Origin of the sequence: Streptomyces sp. P9-2 (genome assembly GCF_051903975.1) — a bacterium.
GTDB lineage: Bacteria > Actinomycetota > Actinomycetes > Streptomycetales > Streptomycetaceae > Streptomyces > Streptomyces cellulosae.
In genome coordinates this window covers 378,274-394,169 of the sequence record NZ_CP192633.1, presented here as the reverse complement: position 1 = coordinate 394,169, position 15,896 = coordinate 378,274, and the positions used below count along the sequence as shown (strand labels likewise).

Annotated in this window: 13 protein-coding genes and 1 pseudogene; 9 read left to right on the top strand and 5 right to left on the bottom strand. The window is 72.2% G+C overall.

The genetic code is table 11. The features are described from left to right. Positions 1-192 precede the first annotated feature (192 nt). The 4 genes and pseudogenes from ACQY0Z_RS01780 to ACQY0Z_RS01765 all read left to right on the top strand — a co-directional run. Positions 193-1,401: pseudogene (locus ACQY0Z_RS01780) on the top strand (S8 family peptidase); the annotation flags it as partial. Between the two features lie 85 nt (positions 1,402-1,486). Beyond that, the gene (locus ACQY0Z_RS01775; RefSeq protein ID WP_189905367.1) at positions 1,487-2,641 is read left to right on the top strand and encodes a DUF4190 domain-containing protein; all 1,155 of its coding nucleotides are present in this window, start codon (positions 1,487-1,489) and stop codon (positions 2,639-2,641) included. Between the two features lie 147 nt (positions 2,642-2,788). Beyond that, entirely contained in the window at positions 2,789-3,541 is a 753-nt protein-coding gene (locus ACQY0Z_RS01770) for a GntR family transcriptional regulator (protein WP_254586357.1), read from the top strand. Positions 3,542-4,388: 847 nt separating this feature from the next. Next, a complete protein-coding gene (locus ACQY0Z_RS01765) occupies positions 4,389-4,577 on the top strand; it encodes an SPOR domain-containing protein (protein ID WP_189905371.1) in 189 nt (62 codons plus the stop codon). Positions 4,578-4,603: 26 nt separating this feature from the next. Here ACQY0Z_RS01765 and ACQY0Z_RS01760 read toward each other — a convergent pair whose 3' ends face one another. Continuing rightward, entirely contained in the window at positions 4,604-5,953 is a 1,350-nt protein-coding gene (locus ACQY0Z_RS01760; protein ID WP_189905401.1) for an MATE family efflux transporter, read from the bottom strand. A gap of 122 nt (positions 5,954-6,075) precedes the next feature. Between ACQY0Z_RS01760 and ACQY0Z_RS01755 the strand changes: the two genes are divergently transcribed. The 5 genes from ACQY0Z_RS01755 (at position 6,076) to ACQY0Z_RS01735 (ending at position 11,909) form a co-directional block, all read left to right on the top strand. Continuing rightward, positions 6,076-6,606 carry a PadR family transcriptional regulator gene (locus tag ACQY0Z_RS01755; RefSeq protein ID WP_347226350.1) on the top strand — a complete coding sequence of 177 codons (531 nt, stop codon included), beginning with the start codon at positions 6,076-6,078 and terminating at the stop codon, positions 6,604-6,606. A gap of 151 nt (positions 6,607-6,757) precedes the next feature. Further along, entirely contained in the window at positions 6,758-7,162 is a 405-nt protein-coding gene (locus ACQY0Z_RS01750; RefSeq protein ID WP_347226351.1) for an NUDIX hydrolase, read from the top strand. 138 nt (positions 7,163-7,300) lie between these two features. After that, entirely contained in the window at positions 7,301-7,753 is a 453-nt protein-coding gene (locus ACQY0Z_RS01745; protein ID WP_347226352.1) for an ATP-binding protein, read from the top strand. A 267-nt stretch (positions 7,754-8,020) separates the two neighbouring features. Further along, positions 8,021-10,660 carry a SpoIIE family protein phosphatase gene (locus tag ACQY0Z_RS01740; RefSeq protein ID WP_189905379.1) on the top strand — a complete coding sequence of 880 codons (2,640 nt, stop codon included), beginning with the start codon at positions 8,021-8,023 and terminating at the stop codon, positions 10,658-10,660. 112 nt (positions 10,661-10,772) lie between these two features. Next, complete coding sequence (locus tag ACQY0Z_RS01735; protein ID WP_381731540.1) at positions 10,773-11,909, top strand: hypothetical protein; 1,137 nt, start codon at positions 10,773-10,775, stop codon at positions 11,907-11,909. A 4-nt stretch (positions 11,910-11,913) separates the two neighbouring features. Here the strand turns inward: ACQY0Z_RS01735 and ACQY0Z_RS01730 are convergent, their stop codons facing one another. The 4 genes from ACQY0Z_RS01730 to ACQY0Z_RS01715 all read right to left on the bottom strand — a co-directional run bounded on the left by ACQY0Z_RS01730 (position 11,914) and on the right by ACQY0Z_RS01715 (position 15,817). Next, positions 11,914-12,681: a succinate dehydrogenase/fumarate reductase iron-sulfur subunit gene (locus ACQY0Z_RS01730; RefSeq protein ID WP_381727637.1), complete on the bottom strand. Its 768-nt coding sequence runs from the start codon at positions 12,679-12,681 to the stop codon at positions 11,914-11,916. Next, positions 12,678-14,612, bottom strand: coding sequence for a fumarate reductase/succinate dehydrogenase flavoprotein subunit (locus ACQY0Z_RS01725; protein ID WP_347226355.1), 1,935 nt, complete (start codon positions 14,610-14,612; stop codon positions 12,678-12,680). The genes ACQY0Z_RS01730 and ACQY0Z_RS01725 overlap by 4 nt, the downstream gene beginning before the upstream one ends. Before the next feature lie 16 nt (positions 14,613-14,628). Continuing rightward, complete coding sequence (locus tag ACQY0Z_RS01720) at positions 14,629-15,462, bottom strand: hypothetical protein (protein WP_439811743.1); 834 nt, start codon at positions 15,460-15,462, stop codon at positions 14,629-14,631. A gap of 61 nt (positions 15,463-15,523) precedes the next feature. Further along, complete coding sequence (locus tag ACQY0Z_RS01715) at positions 15,524-15,817, bottom strand: hypothetical protein (RefSeq protein WP_439811742.1); 294 nt, start codon at positions 15,815-15,817, stop codon at positions 15,524-15,526. Positions 15,818-15,896: the final 79 nt, after the last annotated feature.

The window sequence follows — 15,896 nt, the reverse complement described above, 5'->3', positions numbered from 1 at the left end:
TTGCCGAGGCGCCCTTGTGGAAATCCTGTGGACCCCTCAATCTTTCGGCTGACGCGCCCGGAAGCGGCAGCCGCTCTTGTCATGATCGCGACACGCGAACTCCCGGCGTGAGGCGGCCACACGCCCCCGTGCGTCATGCGTCACCGCACCATCCCCCACGAACGCGCACCACCGATTGAGGAGGAACCCTCCATGGCAGTGATGCGTCACCCCCGGCGAAGACTGGCCGTCCTCGGCGCCGCCGCCTCCGCGGCGCTCGTCGCGAGCCTCGTCTCCGCACTCCCCGCGGGGGCCGCCCCGGCCGCACCCGAAGGCCGCATCCAGTACGCGGGCGCCCCGAACGCCGTCGCCGGCAGCTACATCGTCACCCTGAGGGCCGACGCGGCCCGTTCGACCACCGCCAAGGGCCGTGCCCTGGCCGAGAAGTACGGCGCCGACGTCGAGCGCACCTACTCCAAGGCGCTCAACGGCTACGAGATCGAGGCCTCCGAGGCCGAGGCGAAGCGCCTCGCCGCCGACCCGGCCGTCGCCTCGGTGGTGCAGAACCGCACCTTCACCATCTCCGCGACCCAGACCAACCCGCCCTCCTGGGGTCTGGACCGCATCGACCAGCGCAACCGTCCGCTCAACAACGCCTACACCTACCCGGACTCGGCCGGGCAGGGCGTGACGGCGTACATCATCGACACGGGCGTCCGCATCAGCCACAACGACTTCGGCGGCCGCGCCTCCAACGGCTACGACGCCGTCGACGGCGACAACGTCGCCCAGGACGGCAACGGCCACGGCACCCACGTCGCCGGCACCGTCGCGGGCAGCGCGTACGGCGTCGCCAAGAAGGCTCGGATCGTCGGCGTCCGCGTGCTGAACAACTCCGGATCCGGCACCACCGCCCAGGTCGTCGCCGGCATCGACTGGGTGGCGCGCAACGCGGTCAAGCCGGCCGTCGCCAACATGTCGCTCGGCGGCGGCGCCGACAGCACGCTCGACGCGGCGGTCCGCAACGCCGTCGCGTCCGGCGTCACCTTCGTCGTCGCGGCCGGCAACGAGTCGACCAACGCCTCCACCAAGTCCCCGGCCCGGGTGACCGAGGCGATCACGGTCGGCGCCACCACGTCCACCGACGCCCGCGCCTCCTACTCCAACTACGGCTCGGTGGTGGACCTGTTCGCGCCCGGTTCCTCCATCACCTCCGCCTGGCGCACCAGTGACTCGGCCACCAACACCATCTCCGGCACCTCGATGGCCAGCCCGCACGTCGCCGGCGCCGCCGCGCTGTACCTGGCCGGCAACCCGTCGGCCACCCCCGCCCAGGTGTCGTCCGCGCTGACCGCGTCCGCCACCGCCGGCGTGGTCACCAGCCCGGGCAGCGGTTCGCCGAACCGCCTGCTGTACGTGGGCTGAGCGCGCCCGCGCCCTACGTACGACGAGAGCCCCGCCCCCGGGAGAGACACCCGGGGGCGGGGTCCGTCACCGTCCGCCTACGATGCGCCTCGTGTCCATACCTCCGCCCACCGGGCCGCAGTTCGGAGGCGGCGCCCAGCCGCCCTACTTCCCCCACCAGGGCGCGCCCGGTCCCGCGCCGTACTTCCCGTACGGGCCCCGGCCGCCCGCCGCCGTGAACGGGGTCGCCATCGCCGCCCTGGTCTTCGGCATCCTGTGCTTCCTGCCCGCCGTGGGGCTGGTGCTGGGGGTGATCGCGCTGCTCCAGATCAAGCGGCGCGGCGAGCGCGGGAAGGGGATGGCGGTCGCCGGCGTCACGCTGTCGTCGCTCGGGCTGGCGCTGTGGACGGCGGCGCTGGTCACCGGGAGCGTGACGGCGTTCTGGGAGGGCTTCCGGGAGGGGGCGCGCTCCGGCAGCGTCCTGGCCCTGCGCACGGGCGACTGCTTCACCTCGCCCGGCGGACTGGAGGGCTGGACCACCACGGCCCGCAAGGTGCCGTGCGCCGACGAGCACGACGGCGAGGTCTTCGCCCTCGTCGCCGTCCCCGGCACCGACTTCCCCGGGGACGACAGCCTCACCGAGCTGAGCGAGGACCGCTGCTACGAGCGGCGGAGCGCCTACGTCATGGACGGCTGGTCCCTGCCGGAGGAGATCGGCGTCTACTACTTCGCCCCCTCCAAGGAGAGCTGGAGCTTCGGCGACCGCTCCGTCGCCTGTGTGCTCGGCAGGGAGGACGGGACGCGCTTCACCGGGTCGCTGCGCAGCGACGCGACGACGCTCGACGCCCATCAGCTCGCCTACCTGGAGGCGGCCGAGGTGCTCAACGTCGCGCTGGACGAGGTGCCCGAGTCCGGCTACTTCGACGACGACGTCAGCGACGACCGGGAGTGGGCCGGGGAGGTCGAGGAGGCGGTCGCCGAGCAGGTGCGGCTGCTGCGCGCGCACACGTGGCCGGCCGGGGCACGGGAGCCGGTGGACGAGCTCGTCGCCGACCTCGGCAAGGCGCGGCTCGCCTGGGGGCGCGCGGCGGGCACCGCCGACCCGGACGCGTACTGGATCCGTGAGGAGGAGGCCTGGGAGGCGACCGACCCCTCCCTGTCGATCACCGTGCGCGAAGCTTTGGGGTTGGCCACCTCACCGCCCGCTTACGACGAGGAGGTCGAGCGGGAGCCGGAAGCCGGCGAGATGGAGGTGTGAGCGGCTCCATAGCGGGGAGAAAGTGCCTGCGTAAAGCCCTCCCGCAGCAGAAGTCATCACATCGAGTGATTCTCTGGCCTTTGCTTGCTTCGGACAACCCAGGGTTGCCACTCTGTTGCTGTCTGTACAACCTGATGGGAGCGGCCAGTGACATTCGGTGAGCAGCCGGCGTACCTGCGCGTCGCGGGTGATCTCCGCAAGAAGATCGTCGACGGTCAGCTGCCGCCCCACACCCGGCTCCCCTCCCAGGCCCGCATCCGCGAGGAGTACGGCGTCTCGGACACGGTCGCGCTGGAGGCGCGCAAGGTCCTGATGGCCGAGGGGCTCGTCGAGGGCCGCTCGGGGTCGGGGACGTACGTGCGGGAGCGGCCCGTGCCGCGCCGGGTCGCCCGGTCCGGGTTCCGCCCGGAGCGGGGGGCGACGCCGTTCCGTCAGGAGCAGGCCGACGTCGGCGTGCGCGGGACGTGGGAGTCCAGCAGCGAGCAGGCGGAGGCGAGCGCGTCGATCGCCCAGCGGCTGGGCGTCGACGCGGGTGATCGTGTCATGCGCACGAAGTACCTGTTCCGTGAGGCCGGCGAGCCGATGATGCTCTCCACGTCCTGGGAGCCGCTCGCCCTCACGGGACGCACGCCGGTGATGCTGCCCGAGGAGGGCCCGCTGGGCGGCATGGGCGTGGTGGAGCGGATGCGCGCGATCGACGTGATCGTGGACAACGTGACGGAAGAGGTCGGGGCCCGCCCCGGCCTCGCGGAGGAACTGATGCTGCTCGGCGGCGTCCCCGGCCACGTGGTCCTGGTCATCCAGCGCACGTACTTCGCGTCGGGCCGCCCGGTGGAAACGGCGGACGTGGTGATCCCGGCGGACCGGTATCGGGCGGCGTATCACCTGCCGGTGAAGTAGGGGGCGCCTTCCGCGGGGGTGTTGCCGCTCGGGGCGGGGCGGCCCGGTGTCGGCGGCTGACCCTGTCCGTGGGCCTTCCGTCTCACGTCGCGGCGGCCGCGGCCGGGTGATCACGCACCCGGACACGTACGGGCGCCGTGAACTCCGGCCCCTGGCGGGCAGGGGCCTCGCCCGCGGCACGCGCTCCGGCGTCGAACTGCCTTGGCCCTGCTGCACGCGCGCACGGCGGCGAGGGGGCGTCGCCCGCCCACCCTCGTCCGCAGTCGACACCCCTTCCGTCAGTGGCGAAGGGCCTCGGCCCTGCTGACGTGCGCCTGGCGTCGAGGGGGCCGTTGCTCGCCCGCCCACCCCTCGTCCGCGGGTGACGCCCTTTCCGACGGCGTCGAAGAGCCGCGGCCTCGCGGCACGGCCGTCGGCGTCGAAGGGGCCGCGCCCTTCATCACCCGCCCGCGTCCTCACCCCGCCCCTTCGCCGCCCGCCAGAGCCTCGCGCCTCCCCAGTCGCCCCATCACCCCCTCGCGCTCCCTTCTGCGCCCCGCGTCATGGATCCGCTCCGGCGTGACCCGCGCCCCGCGCCCGGCTCACGGGCGAAGGGATTTGGCCGTTCTCGCAGGTCGCTCGATGGGCCGGGCGAGGACGGTCATACCGCGCTGACCGGACATGTCACCCCCGCCGCACGGCGTATCCGCCACTGTGCGCCCCCTCCGTGCTGGCCGGTTGCGTGCCTGTTTGTGAAAAGGCGTATTCGCTCAGTGAAGGTAAGGCGTAGGCTCGGGCATATGCGGACTGCGGTTTCCTTACCGGGCGGGGCGCGGCACAGGTCGCGGAAGGCAAGTGGAGGGGAGCGATGAGCGACGGCACGGTGACTCTTCCCTGGCTCGTCGTGCGTCAGGACGACAACGGCAACCGCTACCGGGTGGGCCGTTACGCGACACGCGCCGAGGCCGAGAAGATCGCGACCAGCCTCGACGGCCGCGGCCACAAACAGCTCTACTGGGTCGAACGCATCGGCCAGAACGGCTCCACCGTCAGCTGAGCCGGCCCCGGCAGGCGCACGGCCCGTCAGGGCCGCACCCGTGACGCCTCCGGCCTGCCGCCCGCGTCGCCGGCCGCCTCCCCGTGCCGTGCCGTGCGCAGGTGCATGCGGGACATCGCCGCGCACTGGACCGCCATCGACAGCGCCATGGCGAGGCACACCCCCGGCAGTCCCCACCCCGACAGGCCTCCGGCGAGGGCCAGTTGGAGGACCGTCCCGCAGAAGGTGACGCGTGCCGTGGACCGTGCCCGCCCGCTGCCCTCGAAGACGCCGCCCAGCGCGATGAAGCAGGCGAGCAGCACGAGGTACGGCCCCACGCAGCGCAGGAAGAGCGTTCCCGCGTCGGCCACCCCGCCCTCCGCGCCGAAGCCCCGCATGATCCACGGCGCGGCCGCCAGCAGCACCGTCGCCGCCGTCAGCCCCAGGCCTCCCGCCAGCAGCAGCGCCTGACGGCCCACGTCCCGCCGCTCGTCCCGCCCCGCGCCCAGCAGGTGCGCGGTGTGGATGGAGGCCGCCTGGCGCACCGCGTAGAAGGCCATGGTCGCCACGTACATCGCCTTGGTCGCGATCCCGTACGCCGCCACCTCGGTCACGCCGACGCGCGCGACCACCGCGACGAGCGCGAGGGCCCCGGTCATCCGGACGAGGAAGTCGGCCGACATGGGCAGGCCGGTCGTCGCCGTCCCGCGCAGGTCGGCGGCCAGGCCCGTGAACCCGGCGCCCGGCCGGCGCAGGAGTCCTCGGCGATGCAGCACCACCAGTCCGCAGACCAGCGCCGCCGTCCGGCCCAGCACCGTCGAGACGGCCGCCCCGCGCACCCCGAGGCCCAGCCCGAACACGAACAGCGGGTCCAGCACCAGGATCAGGCCGTTCGCCAGCAGGGACAGCCGCATCGGGGTGCGGGTGTCGCCCGCGCCCTTGAGGACGCCGTCGGCCACGTTGGCCGCGAAGTACACCGCGATGCCCGGCAGGGCGATCGCGAAGAAGCCGCTCGCCAGCGCCACCGCGCGCCCGTCGTCACCGCCCAGCACCAGCCGGGCCAGCGGCTCCCGCACCAGGAACCCGCCGACCGCGACCACCGGCGTCACCAGCGCCCACATCGCCCAGCCCCCGCGCACGGCGGACCGCAGCGCCGCCGCGTCCTCGGCGCCCCGCGCCCGCGCGACCCGCACGGTCGTGCCGGACCCCGCCACCAGGATCACCCCGAGCAGCAGGTTCTCCACGTTCGTCGCGACCGCCACCGCGGCGACCGCGTCCCCGCCCAGCCGGGCCACCCAGACCATGTTGATGATCCCGGCCGTCACCCCGGCCAGCAGCTCCACATAGACCGGGCACGCCAGCGAGACCAGCGTGCGCCGATGCCGTAAGGCTTCCACCACGAACCCCCCTCTTTTCGCGGTACATCGAATCGAGGTACCGCGAAAAGAGATAGCATCGAGCCGCCGGGCGGACAAGCGCACGGACGGAAGCGGGCACATCGCGGGCAGGGGGAGCGGCCATGCTGGAGCTGTCGATCCTGGGGTTCCTCCACGAGGAGCCCTTGCACGGCTACGAGCTCAAGGCGCGCATCCAGGCGTTGAACGGCCACATCCGCCCGGTCAGCGACGGCGCCCTGTACCCGGCCATCACCCGGCTGGTGAAGGCCGGCTCGGTCGAGCAGCACACCGAACCCGGCAGCGGCGCGGCCGCCCGCCGGGTGCTGTCCCTCACCGACGCGGGCCGCACCGCGCTCATGGACCGGCTCAGGGAACCGAAGGACGTGGAGATCAGCGACGGGCAGCGCTTCTTCACCCTGCTCGCGTTCCTGCGCTTCCTCCCCGACCCCGCCGCGCAGGCCGCGGTCCTGCGGCGCCGGAAGGCGTTCCTCGACACCCCGTCGAGCTTCTTCCACCGCGACGGCGAGCCGATGCGGGCCGAGGAGGCCCCGGACCCCTTCCGGCAGGGCATGCTCCGCATCGCCCGCGCGACCACCGCCGAGGAGCGGGCGTGGCTGGACGAGACGATCGCCGCCCTGGAGGGGCGGGCGTGAAAGCACCCTCACCGGGCGGCTAGGGTCTTTCGTTCGGATCAGGCCGGCCGTGAGGCGCGGTGCGTCTTGACCGACCGCGACGCCGGGGCGATCCAAGTGAAAGGCCCTGGCTAGGGTCGTGCCCGAGGTACCGGACGACGAAGGCGGAGTGATGTCGACCCTGATCGACACGGTGGCGTGGGTGCGCATCGAGGACGGCAGAATCCTGTGCGCCCGGCCGCGCGGCAAGGGCGTCTTCTACATCCCCGGCGGCAAGCGCGAGGGCGCCGAGAGCGACGTCGAGACGCTGCTGCGCGAGATCGAGGAGGAGCTGACCGTGCTCCTCGACCCCGTCACGGCGAAGCACGTGGCCACCTACGAGGCCGAGGCGCCCGGCGCCCCGGACGGCACCGTGGTGCGCATGAGCTGCTGGACCGCCGAGTTCGCCGGGACGATCGCCGCGAGCAGCGAGATCGACGAGATCGCCTGGTTCTCCTACGCGGACCGGCCCCGCGTGCCCCCGGTCGACCAGCTGCTCTTCGACGACCTGCGGGCAGCGGGCAGCCTGCACCTCTGACGTGTGATTCCGGCGCACCGGCGTGAGGATGACGATGTGTGAGCGCGCCGTCGGCACACCACCGCGCGCACGGTCCGCGCCTCGCGCCGTTGTGCGCGGTACTCCGTCCGGGATATCGGGTATGTGGCTATTGACCACATGAAACCGGACACGGTCGGACTGCCTGACTCGCTCGGCGGGGAGGTGATCCGCGTGACCGACACCGACGGCGACCGGGCCACGTGGACCTTCCCCGCGGACCCGAACGCGGTGCGGGCAGCCCGTCGCGCCGTGCGCGAACAACTCCGCCGGTGGGAGCTCAACGGCATCACCGATCTCGCGGAACTGCTGGTCAGCGAACTCGTCACCAACGCCCTGCGGCATGCCACCGGACCCGTCGGCGTATGCCTGAGCCGGCCCGCCGGACGGACCGGCGTGCTGCTCGTCGAGGTGTCCGACCCCGTCCCCGAACCGCCCCACGAACGCGTCGCACGGCCCGACGACGAGAGCGGGCGCGGACTCCAGCTCCTGGCCCGCTCCTCCCGCCGCTGGGGGCACCGGACCGGGCCGCACGGGAAGACGGTGTGGTGCGAACTCGTGGTCCCCCGGTGAGGTCCCGCACGGCCGTTCGCAGGTGTGTGCGGGCCCTCGTCGTACCCCGTGACCGGTAACCGTCCACGACGGTTGTCGAACCGGGGGATTCGACGGCGTGTCCGCTGGTTAGAAGACTGGAAGTGTTCTCACGGCGTGGACCGAAAAGCATCGGGACCGTGCTGTGATCGTGAACACCGTGTTGTGCGGCGCCGTAGTGCTGGATACTGCGGGCAGCCGCCCCCGGTGACCGGTGCCGGACGCGGTGAGCTGGAGGGGACGGTTCGCGTGAGCGAGATACCAGCGAAGGCCACGGAGTCCGAGGACTCGTCGGGCGGCTCGAGCAACGAGGCCGCCGACGGCCTCCTATCCGGCGATGCCCCGTCCGGTGACGCCATGTGGCAGACCGCCCCGCCCGGCTCCATGTACGACTACATCAAGGTCGCGTCCTTCTCGATCGGCCCCGACGGGCTGGTCGACCAGTGGAGCCTGCGCGCCGAGCAGATCTTCGGCATCCCCGCGGAGCGCGCCGTCGGCGCCGACCCCATCGAGGCGTTCCTCGAGCCCGTCCGCAGGGAGCGCGGCCAGCGCAAGATGGCGGAGATCCTCGACGGCCGCGAGTGGACCGGCGTGGTGCCGTTCCGGCTGCCCGCCCACATGGCGGGGGAAGACCGGGACCGCGAGGGCATCGCCGAGGTCTACGTCATGCCGACGCGGACCGAGGCGGGCGAGAAGGCCGCCGTCTGCATCGTGGTCGACGTCCGCACGCTGCGCCGTATCGAGACGGATCTGGCCGCCTCGCAGGCCATATTCGGCCAATCTCCCTTCGGCTTCGTGCTGATCGACCGTGACCTGCGGGTCCGTCGCGCCAACGAGCGGTTCGCGTCCCTCTTCGGCGGCACGCCCGACGACCATCGCGGCAAGGGCGTCCACGACTACCTGCCGCGCGGTGAGGCCGAGCGGGTCGCGGCGACCCTGCGCAGGGTGCTGGAGACCGGCGAGTCCATCACGGACATGCACGTCACCGGGTTCATCCCCGGCTTCGACGAGCGCCGCCACTGGTCCGTCAACCTCTACCGGGTGCACAGCGGAAGCGGCCGCCCCATCGGCATCGCCTGGCTCGGCATCGACATCACCGCCCGCCGTGCCGCCGCCCGTGAGGCCGCCGCCGCGCGGCGCAATCTCGCCCTGCTGAACGAGGCCGGCGCGCGCATCGGCAACTCCCTCGACCTGGAGACCACCGCGCGCGAACTGCTCGACGTGGTCGTGCCCGGCTTCTGCGACCTGGCCACCGTGGACCTCTACCAGGGGCTGCTGGCCGGCGACGAGACCCCGCCAGGACTCGCCGACGGCAGCGCCGAGGTGCGCCGCGTCGCCTTCGCCAGCGCCGTGTCCGACGGGCCCATCAGCGGCACCGGGGAGCCGGTGAAGCTGGGCGCCGTCCACCACTACCCGTTCAACTCGCCCTGTGCGGACGCCCTGCGCACCGCCCGCCCGCAGACCGTGCCCGGCGAGGACGGCGGCCTGGTGCAGTCCACGCTCGCCGTGCCGATGGTCGCCCACGACACCGTGGTGGGCCTCGCCCAGTTCGCCCGCACCAAGGGCAGCGAGCCGTTCGGCGACCGCGACCGCGACCTCGCCGTGGAACTGGCCGCGCGCGCCGCCGTCTGCATCGACAACGCCCGCCTCTACCGCCGCGAGCACGAACGCGCGCTGATACTGCAGCGCTCCCTCCTCCCGCCCGGCGACCCGGAGGCGTCCGGTCTGGACATCGCCTGCCGCTACCTGCCCGGCAACGCGGCGAGCGGCCGCACCGGCGAGGTCGGCGGCGACTGGTTCGACGTCATCGAACTGCCGGGCCACCGCACCGCGCTGGTCGTCGGCGACGTCATGGGCCGCGGCCTGCGCGCCGCCGTCGCCATGGGTGAACTCCGCACCGCCGTACGGACTCTGGCGCAGCTCGACCTGGAACCGGCCGAGGTGCTCTCCCAGCTGGACGAGATCGCGCGCGGTCTGGGCGCGCCCGGCGGGCCCTCCCAGGCCTTCACGGGAGGCGTCCAGCAGGCCACCCGGGCCGCCCGCCGCCCGCGCGAGGCGGACCTCTCCGAGGTGTACCTGGCCACCTGCGTCTACGCCGTCTACGACTCCGTCACCCGCCGCTGCACGTTCGCCAACGCCGGCCATCTGCCGCCCGTCCTGGTCGAGCCGGGGGAGAACGCGCTGATGCTCGACGTGCCGCCCGGCATGCCGCTCGGCGTCGGCGGGGAGCCCTTCGAGGAGGTGGAGGTCGAACTGCCCGAGGGCGCCCTCCTCGCCCTCTACACGGACGGCCTGGTCGAGAGCCGCGACCACCCCCTCGACGAGGGCCTCCAGGCGTTCGTGGGCGCGCTCACCGACCCGTCCGCCCCGCTGGAGGACGTCTGCGACCACATCCTCAACACGCTCGACACCCATCACGGCGAGGACGACATCGCGCTGCTGATGGCACGTGTACAGGGCCTGCCCGCCGACTCCGTGGGCGACTGGACCCTGCCGCGCGAGCCGCGCAGCGTGGGCCGGGCCCGCGAGTACGCCCGCGCCCAGCTCCTCGCCTGGGACATGGAGCCGCTGGTCGACACCACCGAGCTGCTGGTCAGCGAACTGGTCACCAACGCCCTGCGGTACGGCGAGGGGGAGATCAGACTCCGGCTGCTCCTCGACCGCACCCTGGTGTGCGAGGTCTGGGACTCCGGCCTGGTCCAGCCCCGCCGGCGGCGCGCCCGCGACACCGACGAGGGCGGCCGCGGCCTCCAGCTCGTCGGCCTGCTGAGCGCCGCCTGGGGCTCACGCCGTACGCCGAGGGGCAAGACGGTGTGGTTCGAACTGCCGCTGCCCGGGGCCGACACCGGCCTCACCGACCCGGCGGAGGCGCTGCTCAGCCTGTTCTGACGCTCCGTCCACCCCGCGTCCACCCTTCGTGATCATGAAGCTGTGGACGCAACCGCACCACTCGTTCCCCTCGTCCTCACCCCCAACATCCGACGACGAGGGGAACGGCGGCATGGACCACACGGAGTCGCGGGACGGCACGGCGGGCACGGACGAGCGCACGGACGAGCGCACGGACGAGCCACAGCCGACGCCCGAGCCGGAACCCACGCCCGAGCCCGGGTCCGACCAGAAACGCCCCAGACCCTGGGTGCGTCGCGCCAGACGCACCGCCCTCGTGCTCGCGCTGCTGCTGATCGTGCCGATCGCCGCCATCGAGACGGCGCTGCGGGTCAACTACACGGGCGACCCGGCCGAGGGCACCTACACCCGTGACCGGGACGCCATGTGGCTCGGCCACGCCTGGGTCGACGGGCGCAAGAAGGACGCCGACGTCACCGCCCTCGCCGGCCGTCTGAAGGACACCGGCGTCCGGGACCTGTACGTCCACACCGGCCCGCTGGAGCACGACGGCACCCTGCCGAGGTCGGTGTATCCGCGCGCCCGCTGGTTCATCGACGCCGTGCACCGGGAGCTGCCCGGGGTGCGCGTCCAGGCGTTCCTCGGGGACGTCCTCGCCAACGGCGGCCCCGAAGGGCTGGAACTGAGCGACGCGGACACCCGTGCCGAGGTGGTCCGCAGCGCCGGACAGGTCCTCGACACCGGCTACGAGGGCGTCCACCTGGACCTGGAGCCGCTGCACTCCGACGACGGGAACTACCTCGACCTCCTCGACGACCTGCGCACCCTCACCAGGAAGCGGGACGCGCAGCTGTCCGTGGCCGCCCACCAGATCGACCCGCTGCCGCACCTCCACTCCGTCGCGGGCTTCGTCGCCGACCACCCCAAGTGGTGGTCGCAGAAGTTCTTCGGGCAGGTCGCGCGGCGCGTCGACCAGATCGCCGTGATGTCGTACGACACCGCGCGCCTCTTCGAGAGCACCTACGGCGGGTACGTGGCCCAGCAGACCTCGCTCGCCCTGGAGGTCACCCCGCCCACCACGCACCTGCTGATGGGCCTGCCCTTCTACTACGAGAGCAATCCGAGTCACTGGGGGCACGCCGAGACCGTCGCCGCCGCCGTCCGGGGCGCCCGTCTCGGCCTGTCCCGCACGGACCCCGACCGCGAACTCTTCGGGCTCGCCCCGTACATCGACTTCGCGGCGACGGAGACCAACTGGAAGGAGTTCGAGGAGGGCTGGGTCCGCTGACCGCTCAGGAGCGCCGGCGGATCTTGTTACCCAGCCAGACCAGCGGATCGTACTTGCGGTCCACCGCCCGCTCCTTCAGCGGGATCAGCGCGTTGTCCGTGATCTTGATGCCCTCGGGGCAGACCTCCGTGCAGCACTTGGTGATGTTGCAGTAGCCGAGACCGTGTTCGTCCTGGGCCGTGCGCTTGCGGTCCAGGCCGGACTCCTCGGCCGCGTCCAGCGGATGCATGTCCAGCTCGGCGACCCGCATCAGGAACCGCGGCCCGGCGAACGCCTGCTTGTTCTCCTCGTGGTCGCGGACGACATGGCAGGTGTCCTGGCACAGGAAGCACTCGATGCACTTGCGGAACTCCTGCGAGCGGTCCACGTCCTCCTGCGTCATCCGGTACTCGCCCGGACCCACCCCGGCCGGCGGCACGAACGCCGGGACCTGCCGTGCCTTGGTGTAGTTGAAGCCGACGTCCGTCACCAGGTCGCGGATCACCGGGAACGCCCGCAGCGGCGTCACCGTGATCGTCTCCTTCCGGTCGAACACCGACATCCGGGTCATGCACAGCAGCCGGGGACGCCCGTTGATCTCCGCCGAGCACGAACCGCACTTGCCGGCCTTGCAGTTCCAGCGCACGGCGAGATCGGGGGCCTGGGTCGCCTGGAGGCGGTGGATGATGTCGAGGACCACCTCCCCGTCGTTCACCTCGACGCGGAAGTCCTCCAGGCCGCCTCCGTCGACGTCCCCCCGCCACACCCTGAAGCGGGCCTCGTAGCTGCTCACTCGTAGAGCTCCTCTTCGGCCAGGTACTTGACCAGCTCCTCCTTCTCGAAGAGGGCGAGCAGGTCGGGGCGGATGGGTTCGGTGGTCTCACGGGTCAGGGTGATCTGCCCGCGCACCGCGTCGGCGGCGGCGAAACCGCCCGCCGGGTCGGTCGGCGAGCACAGCAGGTTGACGTTGCGCCAGGCGCGGTCCATGGCGGCGTGGTCCTCGCGGGTGTGGCCGCCCCGCGACTCCGTGCGCTCCAGCGCCGCGCGGGCCACGCACTCGCTGACCAGCAGCATGTTCCGCAGGTCCAGCGCCAGGTGCCAGCCCGGGTTGAACTGCCGGTGGCCCTCCACACCCGCGCGCCGGGCCCGCGCCCGCAGCTCGGCGAGCTTCTCCAGCGCCTGCCGCATCTCGTGCTCCCGGCGGATGATGCCGACCAGGTCGTTCATCGTCTGCTGGAGCTCCTGGTGCAGCGTGTACGGGTTCTCCGGCGGTCCGTCGGCGGGCTCCTCGCCCTCCGCCGAGAACGGACGAAGCGCCTCCGCCGCGGCCGCGTCGACCTGGGCGACGTCCGCGTGGGGCCGCGCCCCGGTCCTCGCGAGCGCGTGGTCCGCCGCGTGCCGGCCCGCCCTGCGCCCGAAGACCAGCAGGTCGGACAGCGAGTTCCCGCCCAGCCGGTTGGAGCCGTGCATCCCGCCCGCGACCTCACCGGCCGCGAAAAGCCCCGGCACCCCGCGCGCCGCCGCCGAGTCGGAGTCGACGGCGATGCCGCCCATCACGTAGTGACAGGTCGGGCCGACCTCCATCGGCTCGGCCGTGATGTCGACGTCCGCCAGCTCCTTGAACTGGTGGTACATCGACGGCAGCCGGCGCTTGACGACCTCCGCCGGCATCCGCGTGGACACGTCCAGGAAGACCCCGCCGTGCGGGGAGCCGCGGCCCGCCTTCACCTCGGCGTTGATGGCGCGGGCCACCTCGTCACGGGGGAGCAGCTCGGGCGGGCGGCGGTTGTGGTCAGGGTCGTCGTACCAGCGGTCCGCCTCCTCCTCGGACTGCGCGTACTTCTCCTTGAAGACGTCCGGGACGTAGTCGAACATGAACCGCTTGCCCTCGGAGTTGCGCAGCACCCCGCCGTCGCCGCGCACCGACTCGGTGACGAGGATGCCCTTCACCGACGGCGGCCAGACCATCCCCGTGGGGTGGAACTGCACGAACTCCATGTTCAGCAGCGGCGCCCCCGCGAGCAGCGCCAGCGCGTGCCCGTCGCCCGTGTACTCCCACGAGTTCGACGTCACCTTGAAGGACTTCCCGATGCCGCCGGTGGCGATCACCACCGCCGGCGCCTCCAGGACGAAGAAGCGGCCGGACTCCCGCTCGTAGCCGAAGACCCCGCTGACCTCGTCGCCGTCCTTCAGCACCCGGGTGACCGTGCACTCCTGGAAGACCTTCAGCCGGGACTCGTAGTCACCGGTCTCGGCGAAGTCCTCCTGCTGGAGGGCGACGATCTTCTGCTGGAGGGTGCGGATCAGCTCCAGGCCGGTGCGGTCGCCGACGTGCGCCAGACGCGGGTACTCGTGGCCGCCGAAGTTCCGCTGGGAGATCCGGCCGTCCTTGGTCCGGTCGAACAGCGCGCCCCAGGTCTCCAGCTCCCACACCCGCTGGGGCGCCTCCTGGGCGTGCAGCTCGGCCATCCGCCACTGGTTGAGGAACTTCCCGCCGCGCATGGTGTCGCGGAAGTGCACCTGCCAGTTGTCGCCGGAGTTGACGTTGCCCATCGCCGCCGCGATGCCGCCCTCCGCCATCACGGTGTGCGCCTTGCCGAACAGCGACTTGCAGATCACGGCCGTACGGGCGCCCCGCTCGCGCGCCTCGATCGCGGCGCGCAGACCGGCGCCGCCGGCCCCGACCACGACGACGTCCCACTCCTGTCGGTCCACCACGGACATGGATGAAGGCCCCCAGTCAGAAGAAGCGCGGATCGTCGAAGACGCCGGACGCGACGAGATAGACGTAGAAGTCGGCGGCCGCCACACTGATCAGCGACGCCCAGGCGAGCTGCATGTGCCGGGCGTTCAGCCGGCCCACCCACTGCCACATCCGGTAGCGCACGGGATGCTTGGAGAAGTGCTTGAGCTTCCCGCCGACGATGTGCCGGCAGGAGTGGCAGGACAGGGTGTACGCCCAGATCAGGACGATGTTCACCAGGAACACCAGGGTGCCGAGCCCCACGTGGCCCCACGCGTAGTTCTCGTCGCGGAAGGCGAGCACGGTGTCCCAGGTCAGCACGCAGGCGACCAGCAGCGCCGCGTAGAAGAAGTACCGGTGGACGTTCTGCAGGATCAGCGGGAAGCGGGTCTCGCCGGTGTACTTCGCGTGCGGTTCGGCGACCGCGCAGGCGGGCGGGGACGCCCAGAAGCTGCGGTAGTAGGCCTTGCGGTAGTAGTAGCAGGTCAGCCGGAAGCCGAGCGGAAAGATCAGGATGATGATCGCCGGCGAGATGCCCCACCAGCTTCCGAACAGCTCCCAGTTCGGGCCGCCGCGCATCGGCTCGCAGTTCTCCGCGAGGCAGGGCGAGTAGAACGGCGACACGTACGGCGCCGCGTAGTAGTCCGCGTCGGCGAAGGCCCGCCAGGTCGAGTACACGACGAAGGCGAGCAGCCCGGCCGCGGTGACGGCCGGGGCCAGCCACCAGCGGTCGGTCCGCAGATGCGGGGCGGAGATCGCGGCGCGCGTGCCGGATCTCACGCCGCCGCGGTGCTCGGGTTCGGTCGCAGGGGGTTCCGTACCAGTGGCCACGCTGTCCACTCCGGTAGGGGTCGGGGGTGCCGGGTCGGCGGGAGACGGCGGTCGGGCGGGGTCAGGGGGCGCGGCGGTCGCGGGCGCCCAGACCCTCGTCGTCGCTGTCCACCCACAGCGACATGTCGTAGGGGGTGTCGGAGATCGTCACGAGGTCGGGCCGCTTGGCCGGGCCCGCCGCGGTGACGGCGGTCTCCCGGAGCAGCGCGAGGCTCTCGCGCAGGTGGTTGGTGTCGGAGCGGACGCGGCGCAGCTCCAGGCTGCCGCTGCCCAACTGCTTCTCCAGCCGCCCCACCGACCTCACCAGGTCGTCGAGACAGCGCTGGACGGTCGCCAGTTCATCGTGCACGGACATGACGTGACCTCACTTCCAGGGTCCTTCAGGCCCAAGGCGGTGCAACGGTCATGCGCCTGCGAGTGTTGCGCGTCACACC